Source organism: Bradyrhizobium sp. WSM4872, from assembly GCF_055811715.1.
Window position 1 is genome coordinate 11,687 of sequence record NZ_JBVVPT010000036.1, and the last position, 25,129, is coordinate 36,815.

The window sequence follows — 25,129 nt, forward strand, 5'->3', positions numbered from 1 at the left end:
ATTGCCGCGAGCGGGAGAAAATGGGTTGGCGTGAGAGTCCGCCGACGATAAGGATGCAATTCCAGCGATTTCGTACCCGGAAGGTGGATGGCTTCCCTCGACACTGTCAGCCTCGCCATATTGCTCGGCGCCGTCCTGGTGTTGGCCGGGATCCTGTCAAGCCTGCTTGCGCTGCGCTTCGGCGCGCCCCTTCTGCTCGTCTTCCTCGCGATCGGCATGCTCGCGGGCGATTCCGGTCCCGGGCAGCTGCAGTTCGACGACGTCCGCACCACCTATCTGGTCGGCTCAGTCGCGCTCGCACTGATCCTGTTCGACGGCGGCCTGCGGACCCGCTTTGCCAGCATCCGCACCGTGCTCGCGCCTTCCATGGTGCTCGCGACCGTCGGCGTGCTGCTGACCGCGCTGATCACGGCACCGTTCGCGAAATATGCGCTCGATCTCAACTGGACGGAGTCGCTGCTGGTCGGCGCCGTGGTGGCCTCGACTGACGCGGCCGCAGTGTTCCTGCTGGTGCATACCCAGGGTCTGCGCCTGCGCCCGCGCGTCGGCGCGACGCTGGAGGTGGAATCCGGCACCAACGATCCCTTCGCGATCTTCCTGACCCTGATGCTGGTCGAATACATCTCGCTCGGAACGGGCACGGCCGCGCACGTGCTGATGGAGTTCGCCCAGGAGGCCGTGCTGGGCGCCGTCGTCGGGGTGATCGGCGGGCGTCTGGTCGTCATCGCGCTCAACAAGGTCGCGCTGCCGCAGGGCCTCCACGCGCCGTTTGTCACCACCGCCGCGCTCGTCATCTTCGGCGGCTCGCAGATCATGCATGCCTCGGGATTCCTCGCGGTCTATCTCGCCGGTATCATCATCGGCAACCGCCCGACGCGCGCGCATAATTCGGTGGTGGCCTTCCTGGACGCCGCGACCTGGCTGGCCCAGATCGTGATGTTCGTGCTGCTCGGCCTGCTGGTCTCGCCGCGCCGGCTCGGCGGCAGCGTGGTGCCGGCGGTCGGGATCGCATTCGTCCTGATGCTGGTGGCGCGGCCGATCGCCGTGTTCGTGTGCCTCGCACCGTTCCGCTTCAACTGGCGCGAAAAGATATTCATCGCCTGGACCGGTCTGCGCGGCGCGGTCGCGATCTTCCTGGCCTCGATCCCGATGCTGGTCGGGCTGTCGAAGGCCTATCTCTATTTCGACGTCGCCTTCGTCGTCGTCATCATCTCGCTCCTGCTGCAAGGCTGGACCCTGGCGCCGGCCGCGCGCAAGTTGCACGTGGCGCTGCCGCGCGCCGAGCGTGGCCCGCGCCGTGTCGAATTGGACCTGCCCGGCCAGCTCGAGCAGCAGCTCGTCGGCTATCCGGTGCGGCCCAAGAGCCTGTATTTCCGTCGCGGGTTGATCCCGTCCTGGTCCAAACCGACACTGGTGATCCGCAACGAGAACATCTTGACGCCGACGGAAGCGGAGCCGATCGCGGCCGGCGATTACATCTATCTGCTGGCGCCGCCGGAAAAGGCCGAATCGCTCGACCGCTTCTTCGTCGACATGCAGCCGAGCTCGGCGCCGGACCCGCATCTGCTGGGCGACTTCATGGTCTCCGGCGAGCACACGCTGGCCGAGCTCGCGGAGATTTACGGCGTGAAGGTGAGCGAGGATGAGAGCGGGCACACGCTCGCTGATTATTTCGACGTCCATCTCGACCGCGCGCCGAAAGAGGGGGCGGAGCTCGTGCTGGACCCGATCGTGCTCGTGGCGCGCTCGATCTCCGGTGGCCGCGTCAACGTCGTCGGTCTGCGCCTGCCGGAAGACGAGGAAACGCCCGCGCCATTGACGCGCAGGCAGGTCCTGCGGCGCAAGCTTGCGGATCTGTGGACGTCGGTGGCCGGGGTTTAGCAGCGTTTCGCGCGTCGTGGCCGTGAGAATCGTTGAAGCGATATGCCTCCCCGATGTCGTCCTGGCGAAGGCCAGGACCCATAGCCACCGTCAGCTGTTTTGCGAGTGCTGGTGGTGACGATCTGCCCCCCACCACTCCTCCCTGGGGTAATTGGTCCTGGCTTTCGCCAGGACGACGGCGGAGAGCGATGGCGACAGCGCGGGAACCGCCACCAAATCGCCGCAACCGCCGAAGATTTGCGCGTCTTCGTGACCGCTGCTCCCGGAACGCTCCGTGATGCCGGTCGTTCTTAGCGGCGTATACGCTTCCGACAGGAGTAACCCATGCGAAAGCTCATCTTGCCCGCGATCGTCGCGATCGGCCTCGGATCGGCCGCGCCCGCGATGGCCTATGACACCGGCGATCAGATCTCGATGCAGGTCGCGCTCGACGTCGCCACCGATATCGGCGTCATGACCGTCTCGCACACCGAGTTCCTCGGCGATGAATGGCAGATCGATGGTCGTGATCGCGCCGGCCGCTGGATGGAGGTCGACGTGGACGCGCGAACGGGAGAGGTGCGCAACGTCGATCGCGGCTGGTAGTGGCGGGTCTCGGTAGCGGTGTCGGCGAGGATCACTCGGCCGGCACCGCTACCATCCAATGCCGCGCGATCGCCGCTCGCGGCGCGACCCAGGCGGCGCCGCTCTTCGTGATATGCGTGAGAATGCGCTCCAGCGCGCCGATCCGGCCGGGGCGGCCGATCATGCGCAGATGCAACCCGATCGACATCATCTTTGGTGCCGTCTCGCCTTCGCGCTTGAGCCATTCGAAGGCGTCGATGACATAGTCGGCGAAGTCGTTTCCGCTGAAACGCGCGGCGTTGTAATACTGCATGTCGTTGGTGTCGAAAGCGTAGGGCAGCACCAGATGCTGCTTGCCGGCGACCTCCTTGTAGTAGGGCAAGTCGTCGTTATAGGCGTCACTGTCGTAGAGGAAGCCGCCGTCCTCGACCAGGAGCCGCCGCGTGTTCGGTGAGGTCGCCGAGCGCGTGTGCCAGCCAACCGGGCGCTGCCCGGTGGCGCGCTCGATCGCCGCCACGGTCCTGGCAATGATTTCGCGCTCGCTCGCTTCATCCATGTCGGCGTGGCTCTGCCAGCGCCAGCCATGGGCCGAGACCTCGTGGCCGCGGGCAATGGCATCGCGCGCCAGCTCCGGCGAGCGTTCGACCGCACGGCCGCAGGAGCTCACTGTCGCCTTGACGCCGTAGGCGTCGAACAGGTCCATGATGCGCCACCATGCAGCGCGCGTGCCGTATTCGAAATGACTGTCGATGCAGGAATCCGGGCCGTCGAGCTTGTGGACCACTTCGTAGATCGCCTCGTTGGCCACATCGCCGTCGTTGACGGAAAACTCCGAGCCCTCCTCGAAATTCACCACCAGCGACACCGCGACGCGCGCGCCGTTCGGCCAGTGCGGGTTCGGCAGCTTGCCGCGATAGCCGACGAAGTCGCGATGTGAGACGGGTTGCTTTGCTTCGCTCATGGAATCAGTCCGTGGTTCCGGCCATGCGATGCAGGCCGACGACGCGGTCGCTGACGAACAGCAGGATCACCGTGCCCGCGAGGATGAGGGTGGAGAGCGCCGCGAGCGTCGGGTCGGGCGCCTCCTCGATATATTGCAGCATGCGGATCGGCAGCGTCTTGGTGCGGACGTCGGCGAGGAAGATCGATACCGGATAATTGTCGAACGAGGCCAGGAACGAGAAGATTCCCGCGATCAGGAATGACGGCGCCAGCGCGGGCACCATCACCCGCAATACGCTGCCGGGATAGGTGCAGCCGAGCGTTCGCGCCGCCTCGATCAACGTGAAGTCGAACCGCGCGAGACCCGCGATCATCGTGCGCGCGACATAGGGTAGCGTGATGACGAGATGTGCGACCAGCAGCGTCGCCCAGGGCGCGGTGAAACCGACGGCGCGAAAGCCCTGCAGCAGCGCGATGCCGAGCACGAGGCCCGGCATCATCAGCGGCGAAACCAGCGCGGTCGCAAAGATGCCGGCGCCCGGCAGCTTTCCGCGCGCGATCGCGATCGCCGCGAGCGTGCCTGATATCAGCGAGATCGCCGTCGACAGCAGCGCGATCTGAAGCGACAGCAGCAGCGACGGCCAGAAGCCGTCGAGCCGGCCGATCTTGCCGTACCAGCGCGTCGATGCGCCGGTCAGCGGCAGGTCGAACACCGGTGTCGGCGAGAAGCTCGCGGCGGCGATCACCAGCAGCGGCGCGATCAGGAACAGGGCCAGCCCGATCGCCATCACCCAGCAGACGATGATTGCGGCGCGCCTCATCATTTCGGCTCCCGCGACAGGCGCGCACTGAGCGCAACGATCGCGATCGCGATCGCCAGCAGCACGACGCCGGCGGCGGCACCGAAGCCGGGTTCGCGCGCCAGCAGATAGGCTTTTGCAATGGCAGTCGCGAGCGTCGGGTATTTTTCGCCAATCAGGAGCGTTGGCACCACATAGGCGGAGACCGAGAGCGAGAACACCAGCGCCACGCCAGCGACGATGCCGGGCAAGGTCAACGGCAGGATCACGCGAAAGAACGTCACGACCGGCGAGGCGCCGAGCGTGGCGGCGGCTTCGGCATAGCGCGGATCGAGCTGCGCCACGATCGCATAGATCGGCAGGATCATGAACGGTAGGAAGATGTTGACAGCGCCAACGATCAGCGCCGTCTCGGTGAAAATCATCCGGATCGGGTCTTCGATGATGCCGAGCGCGATCAGCGTCTCGTTGACGATGCCGTCGCTGCGCAACAGGATCGTCCAGGCAAACGCCTTGACGATGACGCTGGCCGCCAAGGGCAGAAACAGCGTCGCCAGCAGCACGGAGCGCAACGGCCCGCGGGCGCGGGCGAGCGCAAAGGCGGCGGGATAGCTGATCAGGAAAGCGATCAGCGTCGTCAGCAGCCCGAGCCGCAGGGAATTCCAGACCACGCCGAGATAATAGGGCGTGCCGAGCAGGCGCTTGTAGTTGGCGAAGGTCAGCCCGTTGGCATCGACGATGCTGACGCCGAGCAGCAGCACCAGCGGCAGCGCGAAAACGCCGGCGATGATGACGAAGGACGGCAGCACGAATCCGATCGCGGCGAGCCGCTCGCGGTCGACCGAAGGCGCGGCCAAAGGTGCCGGAAGGGCCGCCTCGGTCATGCCTGCGCCTCCATCGGAAATGCAAAGGTCTCGGTCACCGGCCAGCTCAGGCGGATCTCGTCATGCACAGCGGGGATCGCGCCGTCGCGCCCGGAGAGCTCTGCGAGCAGGCTTTCACCGGCCCCGGCATCGACCTCGACCAGCGTGCGCGAGCCCTGGAATACCACGGAGCGGACCCGGCCCGCGGCCGTATTCGCATCGCCCTGCTCGCCGATCCGCAACTGCTCGGGGCGCGCTGCGACGATGACGGGCGAACCCGCCTGGAAGTTGCCGAGCGCGGACAAGCGGCCGACCTTGGTCTCGACCTCGACCTGGCCGTTGCCAGCCGCTAGCACCGTGCCGGCAATTCGCGTCGAGAGGCCGACGAAGTTGAGTGCGAACAGGCTTGCGGGACGCAGATACAGTTCGCGCGGCTCGGCGAGCTGCTCGATGCGTCCCTTGTTCATGACCGCGACGCGGTCGGACATGGTCAGCGCTTCGTCCTGGTCATGCGTCACGAAGATCGCGGTGGCCTTCACGTCCTGGAGCAGGCGGCGCAGCTCGACCTGCATCTCCTCGCGCAACTTCCGATCGAGCGCCGACAGCGCTTCGTCGAACAGCAGCACATCGGGCTCGACAGCGATGGCGCGCGCCAGGGCCACGCGCTGCTGCTGGCCGCCCGACAGCGCCGTGATGCGTCGACCGGCGAGATGGCCGAGCTTGACCAGTGACAGCGCGCGTTCCACTGCAGCATCGATCTCGCGCCTGGCCGCGCCGCGCACCTTCAGCCCGAATGCGATGTTGCCGGCGACGGTGAGATGCGGAAACAGCGCGTAGCTCTGGAACACCACGCCGACATTGCGCTTGTGCGGGGGCACGTGGGTGACGTCGCGCCCGGCGAGCTCGACCTTGCCGGTGTCTGGTTGCGCCAGGCCGGCGATGGCACGGAGCAGCGTGGTCTTGCCGCAACCGGACGGGCCGAGCAGCGTGACCAGCTCGCCGCGCCGGATGGTCAGGTCGATGTGGTCGAGGACTGTCGTGGGTCCGTATGTCTTGGAGACGCCGCGAACGACGAGATGCGGGGCGGCCTCGCTCATGTCATCTCCTTGCTCCAGCGGTCGACCCAGGAGGCGCGGTTTTTGGCCACGAATGCCCAGTCCGGCGCGAACAGCGAAGCCGGGTCCGGGAAGCCCGCCGGCGTCGGCGTGCCCTTGTTGGTGGGCGCGACGAAAGCCTTGTCGGCGAGGATGATCTGCGCTTCCGGGCTCAGAAAGAAGTCGATCACGGCATCGGCGAGATCGCCGGCCGGTGCGCCGTTCACCTTCGCGATGCCCGACGGCATCGCAAAGCCGCCGTCCTGCGGAACGGCGAGATCGACCGGTGATCCTTCCGCCTTGCGGATCAGCGTGTAGGCCGAGAATTGGCCGCCGATCATCCACGCCTCGCCCTGCTCCATCAGATTGATGGCCTGCGGCGCGTTGGTGTAGACATTCAAGAGGTTGGCCCTCAGCTCCTTCACCTTCTTGAAGGCGGCGTCGATCTCGTACTGCGCCTCATTGTAGGGCTTGCCGGTCTCGAGATGGGCGGCCGCGAGCAGCGTCCAGAATCCTTCGGTGTTCGACAGCGACGGCACGATCACCTTGGAGGCATATTTCGCGTCCCACAGGTCGGACCACTTTGCTGGCGCCGTCTTCATGCGCTTGGTCGAATAGGCGATGCCGGCCCAGGGCCGCTGATAGTTCGCCCACATTCCGTCCTGATGCACCGAGCCGTCGACCAGCTTGCCCAGGTTGGCGATCGACGATGCCGACATCTTGGTGATCAGGCCGTCGCTGGCTGCCGGCAGCATCACCGGATCGTCCATGATGACGACGGAGATTTTCGGCGCGGCCTTGTCAGCCTGCATCTTCTGGAGATTGGTCAGCGAGTTGGTGCCCTCATAGAGCACCTTGCAGTCGAGCTTCTTCTCCAGCACGGGAAACAAATCGGCATTGAAATATTTCGCGGCGCCCGCGGGGCCGCCGATGACGATCTCCCTGGGCGCGGCGCGCAGCCGCGCCGGGGCGGCGATGATCGCGGCCAGGGCCGCGCCGGAGGTCAAAACGCTGCGTCGGGAGGGGGTGTGCATGGGCATGTCCCGTTTGTTGTGCGTAAAGCTTGCAGCGAGGACGCAGCAAGCGCCGTGCCAAATGTGCACATTTTATTAATTATGAGTTGTATCAATGGGCTGAGCGGATGGTGATCCTGTCCCCTGCGCGGCGCCTGCATGCCGACAAGGCAAATGTGCACATTTTTTGGAGGTGACGCTGCGCAGTCTTTGGGCCTAGCTACCACCATGGCGACGCAGCGTAGGCGAGACGACAAGGGAAGCGGCAAGAGGAACGGCAAGGCCAATCCGGCGGAGGACGAGGCGGTCTATCAGGCCATCCTGCACGCGCTGCTGGAAGGCAAGCTGAAGGCCGGCGCCAAGCTCGCCGAGCCGCCGCTGGCCGAGATCTTCGGCGTCTCGCGCGAGCGCATCCGCAAGGTGCTGCATCGGCTCGGCGCCGAGCGGCGGCTGGAGATGATCCCCAACCGCGGCGCTCGCGTGCCGCGTCCGACGCTCGACGACGTCCGCAGCGTCTACGAGGCGCATCGCGTGCTCGAGGCCGGCGTGCTGACGCAGCTCGTGCGTCGTGTCGACGATGCCCTGATCGAGCGGCTGACGGCGCATCTCGCCGAGGAGCGCGCCGCCGCCACGCGCGGCGACCGCGCCGCCTCGGTGCGGCTGTCGGGCGCGTTCCACGTTCATCTGGTGGAAGCGCTCGGCAACGCGGAGCTGTCGTACTTCCTCGCCGATCTGCTCAGCCGGTCCTCGGTGATGGTCTCGGTCTACGAACCCGCCAGTGATTCGATCTGCGCGGTGGACGAGCACGGCGCCATCGTCGAAGCCCTTCGCGCCCGCGACGTCGCGCGTGCCATCGCGGTTTCGCGCGAGCATTTTTTGCATGTCGAGAGCCGGCTGCATCTGGATGACGATGCGGCGCCGGCGAGCGAGGATTTGGAAAGCGTGTTTAGCGCACTGAAGCCGAAGCGGCGGAAGGGGCGTTAGCCCCCGCTGTCATTGCCCGCGAAGGCGGGCAATCCAGTATTCCAGAGGCGGTCGTGATTGAATCGAGGGGCCGCGGCGTACTGGATGCCCCGCCTTCGCGGGGCATGACAGCGGGCGCGGAGCGGAAGCGTGTTCCGGCAAGCCGCCACCTCCCTCACGTCAGCACCTTCACCCCGCCGAACGACGTCACCCGGCCCTGCTTCAGCATCACGATCTGCGTCGCGAGCTGGCGCAGCTCGGCGACGTCGTGGCTGACATAGACCATGGGGACCTTGGCCTCGTCGCGCAGCCGCACCAGATAGGGCAGGATCTCCAGCTTGCGGCCCTCGTCGAGCGCGCCGAGCGGCTCGTCGAGCAGCAGCAGGCGCGGCCTCGACAGCAGTGCGCGGCCGAGCGCGACGCGCTGGCGCTCGCCGCCGGAGAGCTTTCCGGGGCGGCGCCCCTGCAGCGCGCCGATGTCGAGCAGCTCGATGACGCGCTTGTGCTGCGCCGGATCGGGCGCGAGGCCGTTCATCCGCCTGCCATAGTCGAGATTTTGCGCGACGTTGAGATGCGGAAACAGCCGCGCATCCTGGAACACATAGCCGATGCGGCGGCGCCAGGTCGGGACATGAATGCCGGCCGCGCTGTCGTCGACAGTCTCGCCGTCGATCACGATGGTGCCGCGGTCGGGCCGCAGCAGCCCCGCGATCATGTTGACCAGCGAGGTCTTGCCGGCGCCCGACGCTCCGAACAGGCCGATGACGCGGCCCTCGCTTTCGAAGGCGGCGGACAGCGAAAACTCGCCGAGCTTCTTTTCGATGTCGACGCGCAGCATGGTCAATTCCCGTGCAGGCGCGCGGTGGCGCGGCGGGCGAACCATTCGGCGGCGATCAGCGCACCGAGCGCGAGCACGATCGAGACGATCACGAGCCGTCCCGCGGCGGCGTCGCCATCGGGGGTCTGGATCAGCGAATAGATCGCGGACGAAATCGTCTGGGTCTCTCCGGGAATGTTGGACACGAAGGTGATAGTGGCGCCGAACTCGCCGATCGCTTTGGCAAAACCCAGCACCATGCCGGCGAGCACGCCAGGCAGCGCCAAGGGCAACGTCACCGTGAAGAACACTTTGAAAGGAGTGGCGCCGAGCGTCTCGGCGGCCTGCTCGAGCCGGCGGTCGATCGCCTCGATCGACAACCGCATCGGGCGCACCAGCAGCGGAAACGCCATCAGGCCGCAGGCAAGCGCAGCACCGGTCCAGCGGAAGGCGAAGACGATGCCGAGATGGTCCGCCAGAAAGCCGCCGACGAGGCCGCGGCGGCCGAAGGTCAGCAGCAGCAGATAGCCGGTGACGACGGGCGGCAGCACCAGCGGCAGATGCATCAGCGCATCGAGCACCGACTTGCCCCAGAAATCACGCCGCGCGAGCAACCATGCCAGCGCAATGCCGAACGGCGTTGCCACCAGCGTCGCGATCACGGCAACCCTGAGCGAGAGCAGGATCGCCGTCCATTCGGCGGGAGAGATGTCGAGCATCAAATCGCAAAATCAAGTGGAGGGGCTGATCAGGAACTTGAAACCGTATTTTTCCAGAATGGTCTTGGCGGCGGTCGAGCGCAGGAAGGCGAGATAGTCGCTGGTCTCGCCCTTTGCTGACGTGGTCGCAGCGACGGGATAGATGATCACGGGATGCGAATCCGCCGGGAAGGTGCCGACGATCTTCACACCGGGCTCGACCTTGGCATCGGTGGAATAGACGATGCCGAGATTGGCCTCGCCGCGCGCGACCAGCGTCAGCGCGGCACGCACGCTCTCGGCCATGGCGAATTTCGGCTCGGCCGCCTGCCAGGCGCCCAGGCTCGTAAGCGCCGCCTTGGCGTACTTCCCAACCGGTACGGACTTGACGTCGCCGGTCGCGATCCTGCCGTCGCCGGCGAGTTTTGCGAGGTCGAAGCCGTGTGCGATGGCGACGTTGTCGATCTTGGAATCCTTCGGCGCGATCAGCACGATGCTGTTGCCGAGCAGATTGACCCGGGTCGACTCGTTGATGGTCTTCTTGGAGATCGCGTAGTCCATCCAGTCGGTGTCGGCGGAGACGAACACATCGGCCGGCGCGCCCTGCTCGATCTGCCTGGCGAGCACGGAGCTTGCGGCGTAGCTGACGCTGAACTTGACGCCGGTCCTGGCGGTGTAGGCCGCGTCGACCTCGTCGAGCGCGTTCTTCATCGAGGCTGCCGCGAACACGGTGATGGTCTTGTCCTCGGCGGCGACAGGCGAAAGGCCGGCGGCGAGAACGAACAAAGCCGAGAAAAGCACGGAAAGGCGGGACATCGGAAGCGCTCCATGCGCGCGCTCAGGCACGCAAGGCGGCGCGCGCACGGCGTTGGTTGAATGAGGCTTGCGACCGGCGGAAGCGCTGTTCCGGCAAGCCCGACGGACTTACGGTCCGGCAAGCGATCGCTGGGTCATCATAACAGGGTGGCGGAACAGGTCAAAGGCGACGGTTCGCATGGCGCCAATCAGGAATTCGTCATCCCGGCGGAGAGTTTTACGGCTTCGCGTTGCCCGCGTGCAGCACGGCCTTGCACGCCGCCGGCATCTGCGCCAGCGTCATCGGCGGTTTCGGCTTCGGCGGCTCCGGCGGGGGTTTGGGGTGCAGCACGCCCTCGCTGAACCAATAGGCGAGATCGGAGGGCTTGCAGCCTTCGTCCTCGGATTGCGACGGCTGGCCCTCGCAGTCGCTCGCGCCCGCCGGGCAGTGCATGCGGATGTGGAAGTGATAGTCGTGGCCCCACCACGGCCGGATCTTCGACAGCCAGGAGCGGTCGCCCTTGGCCTCGCGGCACAGCGCCTTCTTGATCGCGGCATTGACGAAGATCCGCTGCACCGCCGGCTCCTGCGCCGCGTCGCGCAGCACCAGCACATGGCCCGGCGTGAACACCTTCGGATCGATGTCGAGCCGGTCCGGGCGCACCATCATCACCGCCGACATGTCCTCGCGCTCCTCGCGCGACAAGCGATGGTCAGGCATCGGCGTCAGCCAGATGTCGGCATCGAGGCCGATCTGGTGGCTGGCATGGCCGGACAGCGCTGGCCCGCCGCGCGGCTGGGCGATGTCGCCGACCAGGATGCCCGGCCATCCCGCGTCCTTGTGCGCCCTCGCCGCAAGCCGCTTGATCAGCGCGATCATCGCGGGGTGACCATAGCTGCGATTGCGCGACAACCGCATCACCTGCCAGTTGTCGCCGTTGAGCGGCATCTGCTCGGCGCCGCCGATGCAGCCCTTCACATAGGAGCCGATGACGTGCGCCGGTCCCTTCGACGGCAGCAGCTTTCGCGCGAACAGCTCCTTGGCGCCGATATTGGGATCGTTCGGATTGGCGAGCGGCGGCAGCGGCTTTGGGTTGACGCTGCCCTTGTCCTGGGCCAGCGCGTCGCCGGCGGCCAGGAGCGTCATGACGAGCAGGAGAGGGGCGAGGCGGCGGGGACTCATGCTGACATTCTTATAGCCCAACACCGCGTCAGGGTTAAGAAACAGTCGTTCCGCCGAAATTTCGTTCAAAAGTCGCAGTTCCGCGGCGTCGGCCGGCCGTTTTTTAACCACGCGATAACCCTCTCATGCATTGACCAAAATTCGTGCGCGGGACGCGTACTCACGCCCTTCTGCATGCAATCGCGCGCGATCCCGGAAATGATTCAAGGCAGCGCGCAATTTTGCGCCATCTCGTTCTCCGATGACGACAATGCGATGGGCCTGGAGCGCCCATCGGCACTGCCGCGCCTTGCAAACGGGCAATGAGGGCTGTTTTTTCGAGACTGCCAGACCGTGCGTCCCATCGCCATGCCACCCAAGATTACCTTTTTTTCAGACACTTGCCCCAAGAGTTGCGGTCGCTGGGTGCGACTGGGACGAGTGAAGTTGAGTTTGGGGTTTCGAAAGCCGAAAAAGCGAAAGGGCAGCGTGCTCGGCGGCCTGCACCGGCGCAAGCCTCGCTTTGCGCGCGCCCCTCATCCTCCGTCCGAACGCGACGAAGTTCTGCGCGGCCGTGCCGAGGCCGCGATCGCGGAAGCGCGCAAATCCCATGAGCGCCTGCGCCAGGCCATCGACATTCTGCCGCAAGGCATCGTGTTTCTCGATGCCGAAGGCCGCTACGTCCTCTGGAACAAGCAATACGCGGAAATCTACAGCAAGACTGCCGATCTGTTCGAGGAAGGCGCGCGCCTCGAGGACACGCTGCGCATCGGCGTCGCCCGCGGCGACTATCCCGAGGCCGCCGGTCATGAGGAAGAATGGATCGCCGAGCGGCTGCAAAAGCTCTATCAGCCCGGCTCGCGCCACGAGCAGAAGCTGGCGGACGGCCGCGTCATCCTGATCGACGAGCGGCTGACCGACGACGGCGGCGTCGTCGGCCTGCGCGTCGACATCACCGAGTTGAAGCAGCGCGAGGCCTCGTTCCGCCTGCTGTTCGACGGCAATCCGGTCCCCATGATCGTCTGCGCGCTGGACGACGAGCGCATCCTCGGCGTCAACGATGCCGCGGTCGCCCATTACGGCTACAGCCGCGCCGACTTCGAGCGGCTGACGATCCGCTCCCTTCAGGCTTTCGACAGTGAGCCGCCCTGGACCGCCGCTTCGGCCGGTGAGGAGCAGGCCGGACGCACCTGGAAGCACGTCAAGGCCGACGGCGCGTTGATCGACCTTGCGATCTATTCCCGCGAACTGACCTATGCCGAGCGGCCCGCGGTGCTGCTCGCGCTGATGGACATCACCGAGCGCAAGCGCGCCGAGGCGCGGCTCGCCTTCATGGCCCAGCATGACGGGCTGACCGGTCTGCCAAACCGCAATCTGCTGCGCCAGCAGGTCGACGAGATGCTGCTGCATACGAGGCGCAGCACCGACAAGGTCGCCCTGCTGATGCTGGGGCTCGACAATTTCAAGGCGGTCAACGACACGCTGGGGCACGCGGTCGGCGACAAGCTGCTGCGCGGCGTCGCCAAGCGGCTGCGTTCGACCTTGCGCGAGGAGGACGCGCTCGCGAGGTTGAACTCGGACGAGTTCGCGATCGTGCAGAGCGGCCTGACGCGTCCCGAGGATGCGGTGCTGTTGGCCAAGCGCCTGCTCGAAGCCATCGCCGATCCCTATCTGCTCGACGGCCATTCCGTGGTGATCAGCGCCTCCATCGGCATCGCGATGGCGCCGGGCGACGGCGACGATTCCGAAAAGCTGCTCAAGAGTGCCGACATGGCGCTGTCGCGTGCCAAGCTGGATGCGCGCGGCTCGTTCGCGTTCTTCGAGGCGGCGCTCGATGCGAAAGCGCAGACCCGCCGCAAGATCGAGGTCGAGCTGCGCGACGCGATCCAGAACGACGTGCTCCGGCCGTACTACCAGCCGCTGATCGACCTCCAGAGCGGCCGCATCACCGGCTTCGAGGCGCTGGTGCGCTGGCCGCATGCCGAGCGCGGCATGGTCTCGCCGGCCGAGTTCATTCCGGTTGCGGAAGAAACCGGGCTGATCAATCCGCTCGGCGGTTTGATGCTGCGCCGAGCCTGTCACGACGCCGCCACCTGGCCGGACGACGTCCGCGTCGCCGTCAACCTGTCGCCGCTCCAGTTCCGCAGCGGCAATCTGCTTTCGGTGGTGACGGATGCGCTGAAGCATTCCGGCCTGCCGCCGCGGCGGCTCGAGCTCGAGATCACGGAGACGCTGCTGCTGGAAAAGAGCGCCCAGGTGCTGGCGACGTTGCATGCGCTGCGCGCGCTCGGCGTGCGCATCTCGATGGACGATTTCGGCACCGGCTATTCCAGCCTGAGCTATCTGCGCAGCTTCCCCTTCGACAAGATCAAGATCGACCAGTCCTTCGTGCGCGATCTCGGCGCCAATCGCGAGGCTCAGGCGATCATCCGCTCCATCGTCAGCCTCGGCAAAGGCCTCGGCGTCACCATCACCGCCGAAGGCGTCGAGACCGAGGCCGAGCTGAGCTGCCTCCGCACTGAGGGCTGCGACGAAGGCCAGGGGTTTCTGTTCAGCAAGGCCCGGCCGAATGCGGAGATCATCAGCCTGCTCGCCGCGCAACGGGGCATCGATGGAGTAGGCGAGGAAGACGCTGCGCTGGTGGCCTAGGCTGCGGGATGTCGGCTTGCGTCTTGAGCTGCGCACAGTTGAAAGTTCAGTGGCCGACAAGCGATACGGCCTCATGCCCCTCGGCAGGAGCGGTTTGGTTGCTCCGCACGAATACGAAGCGGGATGCCGCGGGGATCTGTGCGTCGGCGCTGCCATCCTGGCCGATGAGGATGAGTCCCGCGCCGCCATTGGCGACATTCAAGATGACGGGCGCGCCTTGCCAGGTCCTGATTGGCTCCATTCCGATGATGAGAAACTCACCGATCGGCTGGTCGAAATATTGAAGCCTCAGTTGGGGTCCGACTTCTGCAGCCGCCAAGCCGAAACCCAACTGTTTGGCGCGCGCGTAGATGTTCGCCAGCAACGCCGTGTCGGTCCGAAAGCCAAGTTCGGCTGCCGACACCGTGAAAAGCTCTACGCTCGTTTTCGTGGCGCTAACGGTAAACGTCGGCCGCGCGAGAATTTCGCCAGCCGAGTTTCCGATGCCGCAACCTGCCGCATCCAAAGCGTTGCTGAGGGCGAAGAAGTTTGCAAACGTCCCGATCCGGATCGTCTTCCACGCGGGGAGATCGACGGCGGATTTGATTGGGACTTGCGGCCGATCAGACGGCGCCTGCTTGAGCTTCAGCTGATTCCGCAGGACGTCTCGCGCCGAGCATTGAGCCACGGCTTCGCTCGCAAACAGGAGAGTGCATGCGATGCAGAGGGTGGCAACAATGAGAATGCCACCATGGTGCCATCCCGGCGAACGCCCCTGAATGGCATGGCAACTGACTTTCCTGCCAGCTGTTCGGCCCATAACGGACCTCTCTTGCGCAAATGCAGCGCGCAAAAAACAATTCGAATTATCACTTCCAAATGGTCGGCGCGGTCACGGCGGAAAAGCCGTCGTTTTTGTAGCTATAGAAATTGGTCCGAGGAAATCCGCAAAGGTTCAGCGGCGAAGACGCCGGATGGTGAGCTCAATATAGGTCAGCGTGCGTGCACTTTCGTAACTGGTCGACGTCAGCGGTCCCCTGAAAGGATCATCTTACCGACATCCTCGTAATGCGTGTCGCGCGCCTGGATCTGCTGGGCGATGGCGTGCATGTCGCGAAACCGTCGCTCGAACGGATTGCTGCGGAATACGGCCGTGGCGCCGGACATGTGATAGGCGGTGTCGACCACCTTGGCCGACTGGTGGATGGTCCAGGTCGCGGCGAGGCGAACCGAGCTCCGATGCGCCGCGCTGTACGCGCCGGTCGCGCAGAGATCGCGCCACATCGCACTTGCCGTCGCATAGAGATAAGCGCGCGCGGCCCGCAGGTCCCCCTCGGTGCGGCCGATCAGGCCCTGGACCGCCTGGTTGTCGTGCATGGCGTTGGCCGCCAGCGACTGATGCTTGCCGCGCGCCAGTGCAATTGCGGCATCCAGCGTGGCCCGTGCCACGCCGAGCGACACCGCGGCAAAGCCGAGGCTGAACGTCGAGCCGGTGCCGATCCTGTAAACCGGACCCTGCTCGCGTAGCGCGGACGGCACGTCGCGAAACGCGGTGAAGCGCTGGGGGATGAACAGGTCGGCGACCTCGTAGGAATCGGTGCCGGTGCCGGCGAGCCCGATCGCCTGCCAGACGTCGTGCAGCACGGCGCTCGCGACCGGAAACAGGATGGTGCGCACCTCCGCCGAGCCGTCTGCATTTTTCCGCGGCGCGCCGTCGGCCCCGACGATGCGGACATGCGCCCCGAGCCAGCTCGCCTGCCGCGAGCCCGAGGCAAAGTCCCAGCGCGCCGTGACGCGATAGCCGCCCTCGACGATGCGCGCCTCATGCGCGATCGCGCCCCACGCGAGAATGCCCGGCGCCGTGTTGAAGATCTCCTGCGCGGTGTCGTGGTCGAGCGAAGCTGCGATCATCGCGCAGACGCTGCATTGGCCGAGGCACCAGGCGGTGGAAGCATCCGCTTTCGCGATCTCCTCCAGCATCTGCATGAAGGCTTCCGGCGCGGCTTCGACGCCGCCAAGACTCTGCGGCAGCAGCGCGCGATAGAGCTCGTTCTCGATCAGCGCAGAGACGACGGCCGGCGTCAGCCGCCGCGACCGCTCGATCTCGTCGGCCTCGCCCGCGATCAGTGGCGCGATGGCGCGGGCGCGTTCGACGAGATCATGGCCTTGATCGAAGACTTGCGGCCTGTTCATGAGCCACCTCGCCAGGCCGCGGCGCGGCCAAGGTCGAGCGTTTCCTTGCGTCTGGTCGGGAAGCTCAGTGCCACCGCGACGGCGGCGAGCCCGATGGCGAAGGAGCCCGCATGCAACCATGTGTAGCGCTGGAAATTGTCGAACACGAGACCGCCGGCCCACGGCCCGATTGCCATGCCGAGGCTCGCGAAGGCCGACACCGCGCCGAACACCGTGCCCATGATGCGCGCGCCGAAGAACTCGCGGACCAGCACCGCATAGAGCGGCATCACCCCGCCATAGGCGAGACCGAACACGACGGACAGCGCGTAGAATTCGCCGAGCTGGGCCACCGCGAGATAAGTCGCGATGCACATCGCCTGCACGAACAGCCCGGCGACCAGCACCGGTTTGGCGCCGATGCGATCGGCAGCCGCGCCAAGCAGCAGGCGCCCGCCAAGCCCGGAGACACCGGCGACACTGTAGACCGTCACCGCCGTGAGCGGGGCGATGCCGCACACCATCGCATAGGATACCATGTGGAAGATCGGGCCGGAATGCGCGGCGCAGCAGGCGAAATGCGCCGCCGCGAGCGCGATGAATTGCGGCGTGCGCAGCGCCTGCGACCCGGTCAACTCCATCTCCGGCGCGGTATTCGCCGTTGTGGGCCCAGTCGCTGCCGGCGCGGAGCGCACCAGGAAGCTGGCGGGGATCAGCAGCGCCCACGCCGCGATGCCGATCACCAGCATCGCGGTGCGCCAGTCGTAGGCGGTGATCAGCCAGCTTGCGGTCGGCGCGATCGTCACCGGCGACACGCCCATGCCGGCGGAGACCAGCGCCACCGCAAGGCTGCGGTTGGTCTCGATCCAGGCGCTCGCGAGCGCCATCATCGGCGCGTAGAAGCTGCCGGCGGCAACGCCGATCAGCACGCCGAAGCACAGCTGGAATTGCCACAGGCTTGCGGCCTGGCTCGCGGCCACGAGACCGAGCCCCAACAGAACGCTTCCGGCAAGAACCACGATGCGGGTGCCAAACCGGTCCGACAGCGTGCCCCAGACAAACGCGGCAGCACCCATGCAGAGGAAATCGATCGTCGCCGCCGCCGACACACCGGCGCGCGACCATCCCATCGAGTCCGAGATCGGCTGCAGGAAGACCGCAAGGGACAGCATCGTGCCGAAGCCGACGCATGTCATCAGCGCACCCGCGGCGACAACGACCCAGCCGTAGTTGAAGCCTGATGGCTTACTCATCCGTTTCCTCTGCGCTTTTGGTCTTGTTGATGGTGCGCAGCAGGGATGGTGACCTATCTGCCGGGAGAGGGCAAGGCTGCGGTGTCAGCCCCTAGGAGTAGAGCGGAAGCGAAACCCACAAACTTCTAGACTGCACTCGTCGGGTGATGGGTCTCGCAAGAGCTCAATCCATCCTGCGGGCTGCTTCACCTGAAAGCTTGCGCGTGCGCGTGATGCGTTTCGCGGCGACGTCCCTGCGCACGCGCACGGGTTGGCAGACAACAAGCATCAGGCCGCTGAATCCCAGAGAACGGCCCAAGCTGGATCTAGATCGGGTCCTTTAGCAGGCGCTCCATGATGATCGTGCGTTCGTCACCATGATGGCTGTCGTGCACCGCCTTGAACCCGAGCCGCGCGTAGAAAGTCTCGGCGGTGACGGAAGAGGGGACGGTCAGCGAAGCGACGTTTCGTGCGCGCGCCGTGCGCTCAATCTCGGCCATCAGCAGCTTGCCGATACCCCGGGCCTGAACATCGGGAGCCACGAAGACGGTGCGGACCACATTTCCGTCGAGACCTGCGGTCGCAACGATGCGGCTGCGGATCGTGGCGACAAAGACGATGCGTAGTCCGATCAACCGCCGTACGGCTTCGGGACTGAAGCTATGCGCGATCCTTTCGATGATCCCTTCCGCATAGTCCTTCGCGTTCGTTTCCCGCAGCGCCCGCAAGATGACCGCGCTGATCTCATTGGCATCATCTGCGAGTGCGGGCCGGATTGTGCATTCCATGGGTCGCTCCAGTCGTCGCGCCGGGTTCGCGGCCGTGAAAAGCACAATGACCGCTCGCTATTGCAGTCCCAGCCCGCTGCAGTACCACGCCATGTCTTCGTGTCTCCAGCCGCGCTTGACACCTGATTCCTTGCATTCATTGTAGGTCTTGAAGTTTGCTCCGTTTCGGCAGCCCGACGGGTAGCTCCCGAAGCCGCCACCCGAGGTGGAACATGCGACCGGGCTGGCTGCCGTGGTCGGGGCAGCAGTGGCCTTGGGAGCTGCGTTCGCTCCGGTGATCGACAAAATGATCAAGCCCCCTGGCGCAAAAACCGAAGCTTTCATCGCATTCCCCTGATTGGAAGGAATGCGCAATACTATCCCAGGATGTGTTGTAGCGGTAGGCGCAACCTGAATAAATGAGCGCTGCGGGCGCTTTTCTGGTTTTCCCGCCGACAGCAAGCCGCGATTGCGTTAGTTCCTTGAGAGGAACGGTCATCAGCTCAACGCGTTTTAGGTCATGAAAGGACTCTTGCATGACCGAGAAATTCGATCCGGCACCGCCGGACAAGAACGCGGAAGATCTCAAACGTGGCATCCGACGCGATAAGGCCAAGGACGACGAGTTGGAAAAGGGCTTGAAGGACAGTTTCCCGGCGTCGGACCCGGTGAGCAGCACCCAGGCGTCCAAGGCAACACCGGACGCATGATGGAGGGATAGACGATGGGCCTCGCAGCCTATGATATCGTTGGCAGGGACGGTGCCTGGCACGTCGACCACGATGGCGAAATCCGGAACACCTACCAGACCAAGGAAGCCGCTTTCGAGGCGGCTGTCGCGGCTGCGTCGCTCGCCATGCGGCAGGGTCACTCTGTCCGGCTGACGGTGCCGGAGAGCGAGAACGCCGTCGGCGCGGAAAATTCGGGCGGATGACCCTCGAGGGCATCCTGGTTCTACACGGCCGCCAGCAAATGGGCGGGCGCAAACGGCTTGTGCAAAAAAATCGTATTGGGCGGCAGCGGCGCCATCATTGTCCCGGACATCAGCACGATGTTGAGCCCCGGATGAGCACTGCGTGCGTACTCTGCGAGTTCGAGCCCGGTCATTCTGCCCGCGAGGTTGTGATCGGTGATGAGCGCCCGTAGCTCCGTGCCCGTCGACGCCACGATAAGCTCCGCCGCTTCCGCGGTGGCACATTCGACGACTTCAAACCCTTCGTCCTTGAGAAGGTCGGATAGAACTTCGCGCTGGAGCGAGTCATCCTCGACCAGCAGCATGACGAAATTCGACATGCGGTCATTCCCAACTTATCGGATGTTAGTGCGCATCCTGGAAGATTGTTCGGTTGTGATGTCTTCGTTCGCAGCGAGCTGCGCGCGGCATGATCAGTCGAACATGTTGCATTCTCCTTGAGCTTTCGACGGAGGCACCGAAGCGGGGGGATCGAACAGGAGCGGCAATGGCAATCGTCTTCATCACGGGCAGCACGGACGGTCTGGGCCGCGCAGCTGCCCAGTCTCTCCTCGAACAGGGCCACCAAATCGTCCTGCACGCTCGATCGGCGGAACGTGCGGCGGCAATCTCCGAGCTTGAATCGCGTTCCGTACGGGTCGTGATCGGCGATCTCAAGAGCGCCGCCCAGACGAGGCACGTGGCAGATCAGGTCAACGCCCTCGGACGAATGGACGCGGTCATTCACAACGCCGGGGTCTATACCGAGCGCAGCCGCGGCCCGACGCCCGAAGGCCACGCCTCCACCCTGGCGGTCAACACGCTCGCGCCCTATTTGCTCACCGCTCTGATGAAGCGCCCCGATCGGCTGGTGTATCTCAGCAGCGGGCTTCATCGCGGCGGAGAGGGATCGTTAGGCGATCTCGACTGGACGAGGCGAACCTGGGATCCCGCCAAGGCGTACGCGGAGAGCAAGCTGCACATGGTCGCACTGGCCTTTGCCTTGGCGCGGCGTTGGCCGCAGGTGCTGAGCAACGCCGTCGATCCCGGCTGGGCGCGCACCAAAATGGGCGGTGCCGGAGCGCCGGTCGGTGTGGTCACCGGACAACGGACGCAGACCTGGCTGGCGGTGAGCGATGATCCCGCCGCCCTGGTCAGCGGTCGCTACTGGCATGACATCCGCCAACAGGAGCCGGCGCACGAAGCGACCGATCCCGATTTTCAGGAGCGGCTTCTGGACAGACTGGGCGAGTTGACGGGGGTGACGCTGCCTCCGACGTAGAAGCAATTCGGCTGAAGTCCACATCTTCCCAAAGCGTTCGGAGGACGATGCTGCGTCTCATGCGCACGGCATTGCCACGTGCTGCATGGTGACATTATGCCCCTGTTTTGCCCGACAGGTCAAACGAAATTCTGAAAATCAAAAGTTCAATCCGAACAAGCCCCTCGCTACTGTGCATGGGGTTGTTTTCGCGATTTTTATTTTCTGGCCCGAATAGCGCGGACCGAACTTGTCTCGTCTCGATCGAGGCGGGCGAGGCGCTCGCCTCAGCTGTCCACCTTCAGCGCGGCAATAAAAGCTTCCTGCGGGATGTCGACCTTGCCGAACTGCCGCATCTTCTTCTTGCCTTCCTTCTGCTTCTCCAGAAGTTTGCGTTTGCGCGTGATGTCGCCGCCGTAGCACTTTGCGGTGACGTCCTTGCGCAGCGCGCGGACGGTTTCGCGCGCGATCACCTTGCCGCCGATCGCCGCCTGGATCGGGATCTGGAACATGTGCGGCGGGATCAAATCCTTCATCTTCTCGACCATGGCGCGGCCGCGCCCCTCCGCGCGGGTGCGGTGGACCAGCATCGAGAGCGCGTCGACCGGCTCGTTGTTGACGAGGATCTGCATCTTCACCAGGTCGGCCGGCTTGTAGTCGGTGAGATGATAGTCGAACGAGGCGTAGCCCTTGGAGACCGACTTCAGACGGTCGTAGAAGTCGAACACGACCTCGTTGAGCGGCAGATCGTATTTCACCATCGCGCGGGAGCCGACGTAAGTCAGTTCCTTCTGCGCGCCGCGCCGGTCCTGGCACAGCTTCAGCACGCTGCCGAGATATTCGTCGGGGGTGAGGATCGTGGCCTCGATCCAGGGCTCCTGGATCTCCGCGATCTTGACCACATCGGGCATGTCGATGGGATTGTGAATCTCGATCTCGGTGCCGTCGTTGAGTTTCATCTTGTAGATGACGCTCGGCGCGGTCGCGATCAGATTGAGATCGAACTCGCGCGACAGCCGCTCCTGGATGATCTCGAGGTGCAACAGGCCGAGGAAGCCGCAGCGGAAGCCGAAGCCGAGTGCGGCCGAGGTTTCCATTTCGAACGAGAAGCTGGCGTCGTTCAGACGCAGCTTGCCCATCGCGGCGCGCAGTGTTTCGAAATCGTCGGCATCGACCGGGAACAGGCCGCAGAACACCACCGGGATCGCCGGCTTGAAGCCCGGCAGCATCTCGGTGACAGGCTTCCTGTCGTCGGTGATGGTGTCGCCGACGCGGGTGTCGGCGACTTCCTTGATCGCGGCGGTGATGAAGCCGATCTCGCCGGGGCCGAGCTCGTCGACCTGCGTCATCTTCGGCGTGAAGAAGCCGACGCGCTCGATGTCATAGGCAGCGCCCGTGCCCATCATGCGAACCCGGCTGCCCTTCTTCATGACGCCGTCGACGACGCGGATCAGCACCACCACGCCGAGATAGACGTCGTACCAGCTGTCGACCAGCAGCGCCTTCAGCGTCGCATCGCGATCGCCCTTCGGCGGCGGCAGGCGGGTGACGATGGCTTCCAGCACATCGGCCACGCCGAGGCCGGTCTTGGCCGAGATCATCACCGCGTCCGACGCGTCGATGCCGATGACGTCCTCGATCTGCTGCTTGACCTTCTCGGGCTCTGCGGCGGGAAGGTCGACCTTGTTCAGGACCGGGACGATCTCGTGGTTGTTGTCGAGTGCCTGGTAGACGTTGGCGAGCGTCTGGGCTTCGACGCCCTGGCTGGCGTCGACCACCAGCAGGGAACCCTCGCACGCCGCCAGCGACCGCGAGACTTCGTAGGCGAAGTCGACATGGCCGGGCGTGTCCATCAGGTTGAAGATGTAATCCTTGCCGTCCTTGGCGCGGTAGGCGAGGCGGACCGTCTGCGCCTTGATGGTGATGCCGCGCTCGCGCTCGATGTCCATGGAATCGAGCACCTGCTCCTTGCCCGCCATTTCCCGGTCGGTGAGGCCGCCGGTCATCTGGATCAGGCGGTCGGCCAGCGTCGATTTGCCATGGTCGATATGGGCGACGATGGAGAAATTGCGGATGTTGGAAATGGGGACGGTCGTCATGGGCGCGGGATACCACTCACATCCCCGTGCGGCAACCATTCACTTGGTCCTGCTGCGTCCCGGAAGGCGCGTCCGGCAGTGCGCCTGCGCGTCCGGGACGGGGCAGCCGGCCCTGCCTCCCGCGGGACCAGGAGGGTGGACGGCATCGATCCGCCAGCCGCTGCAATCTCCAGCCTCCCTGCCATCGATTTCAGCGACCGCCTCTGCTAGTTTTCCGGCTTTCTGTCATGGAAACAGGCAATGCATTGGAAGCGCCTTTCCGCTTTGTTGTTTGCGGCGTGTTTCGCCTTCCCGGCCGCTGCTGAAAAACGCGTGGCCCTCGTCATAGGCAATTCCGCCTACCAGAACGTGTCGCGGCTGGAAAATCCCAGGAATGACGCGCTGCTGGTGGCCGATACCTTGCATAGGCTCGGCTTCACGCTGGTCGGCGGCGGCGCCCAGGTCGAGCTGGACAAGGCAGGCTTCGACAATGCGGTCCAACGTTTCGGCAACCAGTTGATCGGCGCAGATGTCGCCCTGTTCTACTACGCCGGACACGGCATCCAGGTCCGCGGCACCAACTATCTCGTTCCGGTCTCGGCGAATCCGACACGCGAGTCCGATGTGGATTTCCAGATGGTCGACGCCGCGCTGGTGCTGCGGCAGATGGACGGCGCAGGAACCAAGCTGAACATCGTCATTCTCGATGCATGCAGGAACAATCCGTTCGGTGGTCGCGGCCTCCGTGGCTCCGACGGAGGTTTGGCGCAAATCCGGGCGCCGGAGGGAACGCTGCTCTCCTATGCCACACAACCGGGCAACGTCGCGCTCGACGGATCCGATGGACACAGCCCCTACACGCGGGCGCTGGTCGAGACGATGCAGAGACCCGGGCTCGACGTGCTCCAGGCGTTCAATCAGGTGGGGCTCATCGTCAAGCGCGCGACCGGTAGCTCGCAACAGCCCTGGGTCTCCAGCTCGCCGATCGATGGATCATTCTACTTTTCAGGCGCGCCTGCAGCGCAGGTCGCGCCGGTCAACGTGCCGGCGACGGTCACGTCGCCCCCTGCGAACCTTCCGCTTTCCACACCTCCGGTTGCGAGAACCCAATCGGATTTCCTTTTCCCGGATTCGGATAGCCGGCTGCTTGCCGACGGCGATTTGAAGACGCTGAGCAAGGAAGAGCTGCGCCTCGCCCGCAACGAAATCTTTGCGCGGCGAGGGCGCTACTTCAACTCGCCCGAACTGACGGCGAGGTTCAGCAAGTTCTCCTGGTATGTACCCCGCACCTGGGACCCGCCGCTGAACGCCGTCGAGAAGGCAAATGTCGCCCTGATCGACCGCTATGAATCCGGCGGCCCGGTTCAAGGCAGCTTCATCTTTCCCGATTCAGATCGACGCCTGCTCACGCCGGCGGATCTGCGCGGGCTGTCGAACGAGGAAATCCGTATCGCACGCAACGAGATCTACGCGCGGCGGGGGCGATATTTCGAGGCGGCAGATCTCAAGGCCCGTTTTGAACGCTTCCCGTGGTACGCCCCCAACACATGGAATCCGAAACTCAATTCCATCGAGGAGACGAATGCCGCGCTGCTCGATCAGGCCGGCAGGCGTCGATGACAATCGCATTGCGGGCAGCGCAGATAGTCGTCGCCTTGGTGGCTGCGTCCGTGCCGGCGGACGCTCAAACCAGAACCGAACTTCTGGATCAGCTGGTGCGTGCCTATCCCGATTTCCTGACCGGCCACGATGGCAAGCAAATTTCGTGGCGCGATGGCACTAAGATGCCGGTGGACGATGGTGTCGACGACAAATCGTTTGACCAGCGGCTGCGCAATGCCTCGATCATCGACCAGCTCCGGTTGGCCTATCCCGTAGGGGCTTCTGCGCCGCCCGCGTTGAACGCCGATCCCGGCAGATTCCGGAACGAAGCGTTCTTCACGAAGATGTATGGCGACTGCCGTGCTGGAGCGGTGCAGCGGAATCTCGTGACCATCACTTGGTTGCCGCGATCATGGGGGAAGGCGGTCCAGGTGACGCGGATCAATGGCGTCGCGGATCGGCTCAAGGAGGTGTCGGCGGAAATCGACAAGCTCGAACCAGCGCTGAGGGCCGCAGCCTTTCCCATTGCCGGCGTGCTGTCGTGCCGGCCGGTCGCCGATACCGGTAAGATGAGCATGCATGGCTATGCCGTCGCGATCGATCTGAACCTGCGATATTCCGATTATTGGCTGTGGGCGGGCCGCGGAAAGTCGATCCCGTACAAGAACAGGATGCCGCAGGAGATCGTCGATATCTTCGAACGCCACGGGTTCATCTGGGGAGGCAAATGGTATCATTACGACACGATGCACTTTGAATATCGCCCGGAACTACTGGCCCGGTGATTCCGTATCGTTTCCGTGCTCCAGGCCGTCATTCATTCACGCCAAGCTGATTTCACTCAA

At 64.8% G+C, this 25,129-nt stretch carries 24 protein-coding genes; 9 read left to right on the forward strand and 15 right to left on the reverse strand.

From position 1 onward, the window contains the following. The first annotated feature begins 87 nt into the window (after window positions 1-87). Together AC0L3C_RS31885 and AC0L3C_RS31890 are read left to right on the forward strand one after the other, a co-directional pair. On the forward strand, window positions 88-1,881 hold the full coding sequence (locus AC0L3C_RS31885; RefSeq protein WP_473409926.1) for a potassium/proton antiporter: 1,794 nt from the start codon (window positions 88-90) through the stop codon (window positions 1,879-1,881). Between the two features lie 324 nt (window positions 1,882-2,205). Further along, entirely contained in the window at window positions 2,206-2,466 is a 261-nt protein-coding gene (locus AC0L3C_RS31890; protein WP_473265086.1) for a PepSY domain-containing protein, read from the forward strand. A gap of 31 nt (window positions 2,467-2,497) precedes the next feature. Here the strand turns inward: AC0L3C_RS31890 and AC0L3C_RS31895 are convergent, their stop codons facing one another. The 5 genes from AC0L3C_RS31895 to AC0L3C_RS31915 are packed head-to-tail and all read right to left on the reverse strand — an operon-like array spanning window position 2,498 to window position 7,178. Then, window positions 2,498-3,406, reverse strand: coding sequence for a polysaccharide deacetylase family protein (locus tag AC0L3C_RS31895; RefSeq protein WP_473282127.1), 909 nt, complete (start codon window positions 3,404-3,406; stop codon window positions 2,498-2,500). Window positions 3,407-3,410: 4 nt separating this feature from the next. Beyond that, window positions 3,411-4,211, reverse strand: a complete 801-nt coding sequence (locus AC0L3C_RS31900; protein WP_473409927.1) for an ABC transporter permease — start codon at window positions 4,209-4,211, stop codon at window positions 3,411-3,413. Continuing rightward, window positions 4,208-5,071: an ABC transporter permease gene (locus AC0L3C_RS31905; RefSeq protein ID WP_473282131.1), complete on the reverse strand. Its 864-nt coding sequence runs from the start codon at window positions 5,069-5,071 to the stop codon at window positions 4,208-4,210. Before AC0L3C_RS31905 ends, AC0L3C_RS31900 begins: the two co-directional genes overlap by 4 nt. Beyond that, window positions 5,068-6,147: an ABC transporter ATP-binding protein gene (locus AC0L3C_RS31910; protein ID WP_473282133.1), complete on the reverse strand. Its 1,080-nt coding sequence runs from the start codon at window positions 6,145-6,147 to the stop codon at window positions 5,068-5,070. Before AC0L3C_RS31910 ends, AC0L3C_RS31905 begins: the two co-directional genes overlap by 4 nt. Continuing rightward, a complete protein-coding gene (locus AC0L3C_RS31915; RefSeq protein WP_473409928.1) occupies window positions 6,144-7,178 on the reverse strand; it encodes an extracellular solute-binding protein in 1,035 nt (344 codons plus the stop codon). The genes AC0L3C_RS31910 and AC0L3C_RS31915 overlap by 4 nt, the downstream gene beginning before the upstream one ends. Window positions 7,179-7,385: 207 nt before the next feature. Here AC0L3C_RS31915 and AC0L3C_RS31920 point away from each other — a divergent pair, with 207 nt between their 5' ends. After that, entirely contained in the window at window positions 7,386-8,141 is a 756-nt protein-coding gene (locus tag AC0L3C_RS31920; protein WP_473265092.1) for a GntR family transcriptional regulator, read from the forward strand. Between the two features lie 154 nt (window positions 8,142-8,295). Here AC0L3C_RS31920 and modC read toward each other — a convergent pair whose 3' ends face one another. The 4 genes from modC to mepA all read right to left on the reverse strand — a co-directional run bounded on the left by modC (window position 8,296) and on the right by mepA (window position 11,613). Continuing rightward, window positions 8,296-8,958, reverse strand: a complete 663-nt coding sequence (gene modC, locus AC0L3C_RS31925) for a molybdenum ABC transporter ATP-binding protein (RefSeq protein ID WP_473265093.1) — start codon at window positions 8,956-8,958, stop codon at window positions 8,296-8,298. A 2-nt stretch (window positions 8,959-8,960) separates the two neighbouring features. After that, complete coding sequence (gene modB / locus AC0L3C_RS31930) at window positions 8,961-9,656, reverse strand: molybdate ABC transporter permease subunit (protein ID WP_473265094.1); 696 nt, start codon at window positions 9,654-9,656, stop codon at window positions 8,961-8,963. A 12-nt stretch (window positions 9,657-9,668) separates the two neighbouring features. Further along, window positions 9,669-10,451, reverse strand: a complete 783-nt coding sequence (modA, locus tag AC0L3C_RS31935; RefSeq protein WP_473409929.1) for a molybdate ABC transporter substrate-binding protein — start codon at window positions 10,449-10,451, stop codon at window positions 9,669-9,671. A gap of 217 nt (window positions 10,452-10,668) precedes the next feature. Next, window positions 10,669-11,613, reverse strand: a complete 945-nt coding sequence (gene mepA / locus AC0L3C_RS31940; RefSeq protein ID WP_473409930.1) for a penicillin-insensitive murein endopeptidase — start codon at window positions 11,611-11,613, stop codon at window positions 10,669-10,671. 468 nt (window positions 11,614-12,081) lie between these two features. Between mepA and AC0L3C_RS31945 the strand changes: the two genes are divergently transcribed. Next, the gene (locus tag AC0L3C_RS31945; protein ID WP_473409949.1) at window positions 12,082-14,241 is read left to right on the forward strand and encodes a putative bifunctional diguanylate cyclase/phosphodiesterase; all 2,160 of its coding nucleotides are present in this window, start codon (window positions 12,082-12,084) and stop codon (window positions 14,239-14,241) included. A 46-nt stretch (window positions 14,242-14,287) separates the two neighbouring features. Here AC0L3C_RS31945 and AC0L3C_RS31950 read toward each other — a convergent pair whose 3' ends face one another. The 4 genes from AC0L3C_RS31950 to AC0L3C_RS31965 all read right to left on the reverse strand — a co-directional run bounded on the left by AC0L3C_RS31950 (window position 14,288) and on the right by AC0L3C_RS31965 (window position 18,457). Continuing rightward, window positions 14,288-15,040 carry a hypothetical protein gene (locus AC0L3C_RS31950; RefSeq protein ID WP_473409931.1) on the reverse strand — a complete coding sequence of 251 codons (753 nt, stop codon included), beginning with the start codon at window positions 15,038-15,040 and terminating at the stop codon, window positions 14,288-14,290. Window positions 15,041-15,246: 206 nt separating this feature from the next. Continuing rightward, entirely contained in the window at window positions 15,247-16,413 is a 1,167-nt protein-coding gene (locus AC0L3C_RS31955) for an acyl-CoA dehydrogenase family protein (RefSeq protein ID WP_473265099.1), read from the reverse strand. Continuing rightward, complete coding sequence (locus AC0L3C_RS31960) at window positions 16,410-17,645, reverse strand: MFS transporter (protein WP_473409932.1); 1,236 nt, start codon at window positions 17,643-17,645, stop codon at window positions 16,410-16,412. The genes AC0L3C_RS31955 and AC0L3C_RS31960 overlap by 4 nt, the downstream gene beginning before the upstream one ends. 305 nt (window positions 17,646-17,950) lie before the next feature. Then, window positions 17,951-18,457 carry a GNAT family N-acetyltransferase gene (locus AC0L3C_RS31965; RefSeq protein WP_473409933.1) on the reverse strand — a complete coding sequence of 169 codons (507 nt, stop codon included), beginning with the start codon at window positions 18,455-18,457 and terminating at the stop codon, window positions 17,951-17,953. Window positions 18,458-18,927: 470 nt separating this feature from the next. Between AC0L3C_RS31965 and AC0L3C_RS31970 the strand changes: the two genes are divergently transcribed. Together AC0L3C_RS31970 and AC0L3C_RS31975 are read left to right on the forward strand one after the other, a co-directional pair. After that, the gene (locus tag AC0L3C_RS31970; RefSeq protein WP_219679146.1) at window positions 18,928-19,101 is read left to right on the forward strand and encodes a hypothetical protein; all 174 of its coding nucleotides are present in this window, start codon (window positions 18,928-18,930) and stop codon (window positions 19,099-19,101) included. 14 nt (window positions 19,102-19,115) lie between these two features. Next, window positions 19,116-19,325: a hypothetical protein gene (locus AC0L3C_RS31975; protein WP_027514367.1), complete on the forward strand. Its 210-nt coding sequence runs from the start codon at window positions 19,116-19,118 to the stop codon at window positions 19,323-19,325. A 20-nt stretch (window positions 19,326-19,345) separates the two neighbouring features. Here the strand turns inward: AC0L3C_RS31975 and AC0L3C_RS31980 are convergent, their stop codons facing one another. Beyond that, complete coding sequence (locus AC0L3C_RS31980; RefSeq protein WP_473282145.1) at window positions 19,346-19,684, reverse strand: response regulator; 339 nt, start codon at window positions 19,682-19,684, stop codon at window positions 19,346-19,348. Between the two features lie 167 nt (window positions 19,685-19,851). On the opposite strand from AC0L3C_RS31980, the gene AC0L3C_RS31985 reads away from it, so the two are divergent. Then, window positions 19,852-20,625, forward strand: a complete 774-nt coding sequence (locus AC0L3C_RS31985; RefSeq protein WP_473409934.1) for an SDR family NAD(P)-dependent oxidoreductase — start codon at window positions 19,852-19,854, stop codon at window positions 20,623-20,625. A gap of 266 nt (window positions 20,626-20,891) precedes the next feature. On the opposite strand, the gene lepA is transcribed toward AC0L3C_RS31985, so the two are convergent. Continuing rightward, on the reverse strand, window positions 20,892-22,703 hold the full coding sequence (lepA, locus tag AC0L3C_RS31990) for a translation elongation factor 4 (RefSeq protein WP_473282149.1): 1,812 nt from the start codon (window positions 22,701-22,703) through the stop codon (window positions 20,892-20,894). A gap of 240 nt (window positions 22,704-22,943) precedes the next feature. Between lepA and AC0L3C_RS31995 the strand changes: the two genes are divergently transcribed. Then, complete coding sequence (locus tag AC0L3C_RS31995) at window positions 22,944-24,302, forward strand: caspase family protein (RefSeq protein WP_473409935.1); 1,359 nt, start codon at window positions 22,944-22,946, stop codon at window positions 24,300-24,302. Then, window positions 24,299-25,069, forward strand: coding sequence for a M15 family metallopeptidase (locus tag AC0L3C_RS32000; RefSeq protein ID WP_473265106.1), 771 nt, complete (start codon window positions 24,299-24,301; stop codon window positions 25,067-25,069). Before AC0L3C_RS31995 ends, AC0L3C_RS32000 begins: the two co-directional genes overlap by 4 nt. The last annotated feature ends 60 nt before the right edge of the window (window positions 25,070-25,129 follow it).